The following is a 5,598-nucleotide window of genomic DNA, read 5'->3' as shown; positions in this document are numbered from 1 at the left end:
AACTCTTAGCCCAGAGCGACGAGCAGAACTAGAGCGAAAGTTCCCTAGGAGAGCAATCGATTATTCGCATTTGCGGCGGTTTACCAACATCAATCAGTTGCAGGATCAAGTGGTGGTGACAACCAATGCTGGGCAAACAATGATGTTTTCATGGCATTTGCAGCGGGTGAATGCGCGATAGCAGCCTTCCAACTATCGGAGGTATGGGTCTCATGCCAGTTCAATGGATAGGCAACCTAGAGTCTGCCGACAGAGGCATCTCGGTTGCGATCTGGAGAGATTGAACTGGATAAGGGTGAGGGCGATCGTCATGGGCGTGGTTAGCCGTGATCTTGCCCAGCACCGTAGTGCCAAGCTTCTAGCCACCGTTGATACCGTGCTTGCTGATGAGCAGGTAATGCTGCCAGCCAAGGGCTAATGAGTGAACTAGCCTGATCCAGCAGGGTGTAGCCACCCAAGGCCAGATAATGTTTCATCCAGTCCATCAGGGTAGGGATGCCCAATTGGGGCACTAGTCGCGCTACAAGGCCGGGATGCGCCCAGGAGGTACGGGCCAGGGCTTGGGAGAGGGGCGAAAACTGCACTACATCCTGCAAGAAGGGCTTTAACACCTGATCTCCACAGGCTGCCATGGCGGCAAACACTGCGGAGAGCAACTGGTTAATTTGGTCAGGGTGGACGGTTTGGTGAACACCGACACTCATCGTGCGTTGAAACAGCCAAGTGACGGAGAGATTAGGCTGATAGGGCTGCAATAGAGCTAAACTGGAGCGATCGAGCATATCCTCTCGTAGGAAGGCATTCACACCCTCGGTCAACCGTTGGAGATGGCGCAACAATGCTCCAAAGCCTCCAAAACTCAGGGGTGACTGGCTGCCGCTACTGTCACCGACATGCAACACCCGCTGCCAGCAAGAAGCTAGGGGGCTTTGGCGATAGCAGGGGAACATGCCAAATAGTGCTCGCTGCCACTGAAGCTGGGCGATCGCCACCTGCTGATAGTCTGGCAACAGGCGGAGATAGTCCTCAAACAAGCTTTCTAGGCTAGGGCGGCTGGGATCAGCATCCAGATAGGTAAATAAGTAGGTGGTACGACCGTCACGGGCAGGAAATGCTTCCCAAAAATATTGACATTGATTTTGAATGGGGGTGCAGGTTACCAATAGATCGCCAGTGTCGTTATGGGAAAAGCCAGCAGCACAGGTGCCTACCACTAGGCAGACTGCATCGGGATATTGTCCTTGGCGAGCTTGGCGGGCGATCGGCGAAAAATGTCCCATGGCATCTACGAGCAGCCGTGCTGTCAAGGTGTGGGTTTCTCCAGCACTATCGGTGATTTGACATTGAATCCCTGCATCCCCAACGACCGCACCTACAACAGTTGTGTGCTCTAACACCATTCCTCCCCAAGCCAGAAACTTGGTTTTCAGCACATCCAGCAGGGCAACCGGATCTACCCCTATGTTCAGCACATCTTCAACCCACAATTCCACTCCCTTGTGGAAGGCGATGCGGGCTGGGTTATATTCACTAGCAATAATCTGGGCTAGTTCTGGCTCGGTCAGCAATTCCAGGGTAAGGAGCACGTGTAACTCACGACGAGAAATGTTCCACTCTTGCGCCCGACCTCGCAACAAGCCCCGTTCCACGACCACAACTCGCCATCCTCGCTGGGCTAACGCTGCCCCCAAAAAAATACCCAAGGTGCCTCCAGCGATTGCCACATCCCAGTCTAGGGCTACTAGAGAGTCTTGACGCTCGGTGATTACTGTCGGTGTCGCCCAGGTACGCTGACGTATCTGTTGCCACAGGGCATCAACCCGCTGGAGGTTAGCTAGGGGATTGCCCGGAATTGATGACAGCATCTGAGCGATCGTAGACATGCCACAACCTCACTTAGTATCGGCAGCAGGATTTCACTTAGCTCCTGATTTGAAGGGGGTTTTCTTTTTCTTCTTCTGTTTTTGCTTTTCTTTCTCGTAATCCAGTTCCTTCAGTTTCCGGAGAATACGACTGAAATATTCTTGCAGATAAGACTCTAGGGTTGTCATGTCTTGGGGTTGCAGCCCAAATGCTGAGTATACCTCATCCATAGGAGCGGTCATGGTTTTGCCTGAGGCCAGCACTTCGGCGAAGGTGAGGCGATCGGCAACGTTCCAGCTCCACTGGAAGAACCGTGCTGCCTTTTCTACCAGGCGAATAACCCCTAGTGGCACCTGAGTCACTTTAGCTTCTTGTCCCGATAGGCGCTCACACACTTGGATAATCTCGCGGGTTCCCCATGCTCTAGTGCCCACCACTGGGAAGGATTTATATTCAGTCTCTGGACGAGTGAGGGCTGCGATCGCAAACTTGGCAATGTCTAGGGTATCCATGTAGGCAATTGGTGATGATTCACCCGTTACCCACACCGCCTGCTTTTCCAAAATTGGGATAGCATACTGCCCAATTAACCCTTGCAGAAATCCAGACGGGCGTAGGATAGTATAGTTCAATCCCGATGCTTTCAAAAATTCCTCTGTGCAGTGCTTCACATTCATTAAGGGCACATGGGGAAACTGCTCAGCATCCAAAATCGAGAAGAAGATGAAGCGTTTGATACCAGCAGCATGGGCAGCTTGAATTAGGGCCACTTTGCCCTCCCAGTCTACCTCCCAGATAGCATCTGTAGGCCGAGACGTAGCTACGTCAATCACCGCATCCATATCTTTGAGTGCTGGCACTAGGGTTTCAGGTAGGCAAAGATTACCCAAGACCAATTCTGCTCCCCACTCCTTCAGAAAGGCGGCGCGTTGAAATCCTCGCACTAAGCAACGCACGTGATGACCTTCATCCAAAGCACGGCGAGCAACTTGCCGCCCCAGCGTACCCGTAGCACCAACTATCAAGACGTTCATGAATAGAAAAATGATAGACCGTTAATGTTTCTTAAAATTTTATCAGAACCTGTTTATCAATGCGGGTTTTCATCCTGAGATTCCTGAATTCTCCATTCCTGTGTGCTGTCATCTCTTACACTGGAAGTGAATAGCAGCGTGTTACTCACTTATCGTCTGCGTCCATGACTATGCCGCCATCTCTTTCTCAAGTGACCGTTAGTTCAGCAGTTGGTTCAGAGGTAGACCCACCGTCGATCACGACACCAACCTGTGATATTCAGCACCCTGTTAGTCTGGAGACGGTTCGCCAAGGGCATCATCATGTGCTCAGTGTCGAGAAAGCACAACGAATGGCTGAGTTTTTCGGTTCACTGGCAGATCCTAATCGCTTGCGCATTGTGTCTGCCTTGGCTGCTCAAGAGCTTTGTGTATGTGATTTAGCGGCGATCGTCAATATGTCAGAGTCAGCCGTTTCGCATCAACTCCGCATCCTCAGAGCAATGCGCCTTGTCAACTATCGCAAACAGGGACGTAATGTCTTTTATTGTCTTAATGATCACCACATCCTGAATCTTTACCAGGATGTGGTCAGCCACTTAGACGAACCTGATGACACCTAGGCATATTCTGCCCATTGTTTCATGGCTGCTGGAGCCACCATGGTCCAATACATTCCCACCATCTCAGCACTATGGGCCACTAGAGACAAGCCCATTACTACGGGCAATAACCCCCATCGCTGTAGTGGGTTCATGCTCAGCAGACAACTAAACCGCAACCAGCGGGGTATATCTAATACCATATGCCAACCCAAGGTCACCAAGGGTTCTAGGATTCCCATGCGAGCAATCCACTGATTGGGATAAACGGGATCCAAGCGTCGAAGTTGATAGATTTCGTAACCAAAGCGAAAATGCAACCTTACCCAGTAAGTCCATGTGAAGTAGTGCACCACTTGTTGCTGAGGATGCAAGGCAACGATCGCTCCCACTTGAGCTACAGAGCTGAACAGCAGGGGAGATGCTAACAACCGTCCTTGGTCAATGCGATATTGACACCGTTGGAATAGTTCGCGACGCAAGGCAACATTGTGTCCAACAATACTCCGCACTTCCACATCTGGTAATTGTCCCGATCGCCAGTGACGAATTTTTCCCAGGACGTAGGCAAAGGTAATGCAGGCGGCAATTTGGCGCACGATCGATCCAGCAGCCCACCCCTTTGCTCGCTTAAACAAACTAAACCCTACTGACGCATCTGCACCCTGGCGGATAGTAGTTACAATGGATGATAGCCACCTGCGCTGTGGACAAACATCAGAGTCGGTAAAGGCAATAATATCGCCTGTCGCAATAGCTGCCCCCTTATTCTTGAGTTCGTAATAAATTGCATCTCCTCCATCCACGAGCTTAATCGCCTGAAAGGGAGCCGGATTATAGCAGAGACTTTGCCATTCCAGCAACTGATAAGCACTGCCAACTAAAATTACCTCTACCTGGTCTAGGGGAAAATCTTGATGTCTAAGGGCATGAAGTGTATTGTCCACAATGCCTTGTTCCTGTGCTTGGTTGTAACCTTCGACCACAACCGATACCAGCGGCCTACCTTGAGAAACACCCATTACAGTCATACGTTGACCACGTGCAACACCTCAAGAATACTAGAGACTGCTGGAATATGGCTAGCGGACAACAGTCATGGGAGTAAGTTTCATAAAGTCACAATATCCGGTGTGACTCTACTCGCTTTCAGCAGAGTTATGCCAGATAATGAGGGGGGTCACCCTGTAAAACCTACCTGATGAAATATTGGCGTGAAACGCTGGCAGTAGCACAGCGGATTTTGGTTGAGTTAATTCGGCGCTGGCGCAGTTTGGTTTTCTGGGGTATCTTTCCCCTCTCGATCTTGGTCATTAACGGGCTGATCTTGGACGATCGTACCCCCCTCTCCAGGGCTGAAGCTTTTCAGCAAACTGCTCCTTCTACCTTGGTGGGCGCTGCTTTATTTTTTAGCTGCCTAGGTGGCACTGTGGCTACAGTTGTCGCCGAGCGAGAACAACAAACCCTGAAACGACTGTTGATTTCACCCCTGAGCGGCATTTCTTACTTCTTGGGCATACTCCTGGCCCACAGCACGATCGGCATTGGCCAGACCTTCCTAGTTTACGCTGTAATCATTGCCCTTGGTGGCAACATTACAGGCTCCCCTGTGCTCTCTAGCATGATTATTCTGCTGACGATCGTGACCTATGTCGGTGTTGGTTTCTTACTAGGTACCCAACTCGCCCAACGCACCGATGACGTTAACACCTTGGTGGCATCCTTCGGCATCCCATTGTTGCTGCTAGGTGGAGCGTTCATCCCTGTCGAGTTTTTTCCAGCCACCTTGTTGAACCTTGCCGAGTTTAACCCTGTTTATCACATGAACCAAGCATTGACTGGAATCGCCGCTGATGGCAAAACCCTAGAAGACGTAAGTAGCCACCTCTGGTTTGTAACTGGCTGTGCAGGCATCACAATCTTGGGCAGTTGGCTAGCCTATCGGCGGATGCTTTGTTTTGAAAGGAGGCTATAGCATCTGTGCTTCATATTGAACATCTCAACAAATGGTTTGGACAGCGCCATGTGCTGCGAGACCTAAACCTAACCATTGCGCCGGGCGAAGTCTATGGGTTGCTTGGCCCCAACGGAGCGGGCAAAACTACGACTATCAACATTCT

Annotated in this window: 7 protein-coding genes; 4 read left to right on the top strand and 3 right to left on the bottom strand. The window is 50.8% G+C overall.

The features are described 5' to 3' along the window. A partial coding sequence (locus tag NZ772_12650; GenBank protein ID MCS6814400.1) for a hypothetical protein occupies positions 1–181 on the top strand: 181 nt, incomplete at its 5' end. A gap of 139 nt (positions 182–320) precedes the next feature. On the opposite strand, the gene NZ772_12645 is transcribed toward NZ772_12650, so the two are convergent. Both NZ772_12645 and NZ772_12640 read right to left on the bottom strand, forming a co-directional pair. Further along, positions 321–1,883: an FAD-binding oxidoreductase gene (locus NZ772_12645; protein MCS6814399.1), complete on the bottom strand. Its 1,563-nt coding sequence runs from the start codon at positions 1,881–1,883 to the stop codon at positions 321–323. 33 nt (positions 1,884–1,916) lie between these two features. Then, the gene (locus NZ772_12640; protein MCS6814398.1) at positions 1,917–2,897 is read right to left on the bottom strand and encodes an SDR family oxidoreductase; all 981 of its coding nucleotides are present in this window, start codon (positions 2,895–2,897) and stop codon (positions 1,917–1,919) included. A gap of 170 nt (positions 2,898–3,067) precedes the next feature. Here NZ772_12640 and NZ772_12635 point away from each other — a divergent pair, with 170 nt between their 5' ends. Beyond that, the gene (locus tag NZ772_12635; GenBank protein ID MCS6814397.1) at positions 3,068–3,499 is read left to right on the top strand and encodes a metalloregulator ArsR/SmtB family transcription factor; all 432 of its coding nucleotides are present in this window, start codon (positions 3,068–3,070) and stop codon (positions 3,497–3,499) included. Here the strand turns inward: NZ772_12635 and NZ772_12630 are convergent. Continuing rightward, complete coding sequence (locus NZ772_12630; GenBank protein ID MCS6814396.1) at positions 3,496–4,500, bottom strand: glycosyltransferase; 1,005 nt, start codon at positions 4,498–4,500, stop codon at positions 3,496–3,498. The two genes, NZ772_12635 and NZ772_12630, sit on opposite strands and share 4 nt — an antisense overlap. A gap of 179 nt (positions 4,501–4,679) precedes the next feature. Between NZ772_12630 and NZ772_12625 the strand changes: the two genes are divergently transcribed. Beyond that, a complete protein-coding gene (locus NZ772_12625; GenBank protein MCS6814395.1) occupies positions 4,680–5,453 on the top strand; it encodes an ABC transporter permease in 774 nt (257 codons plus the stop codon). A 5-nt stretch (positions 5,454–5,458) separates the two neighbouring features. After that, positions 5,459–5,598 (top strand): ATP-binding cassette domain-containing protein (locus NZ772_12620; GenBank protein ID MCS6814394.1); only part of this gene is annotated, 140 nt, incomplete at its 3' end.

This window comes from Cyanobacteriota bacterium (assembly GCA_025054735.1).
GTDB lineage: Bacteria > Cyanobacteriota > Cyanobacteriia > SKYG9 > SKYG9 > SKYG9.
Note: the sequence above shows the minus strand (reverse complement) of the source record. Positions and strands in the feature narration are given on the sequence as shown.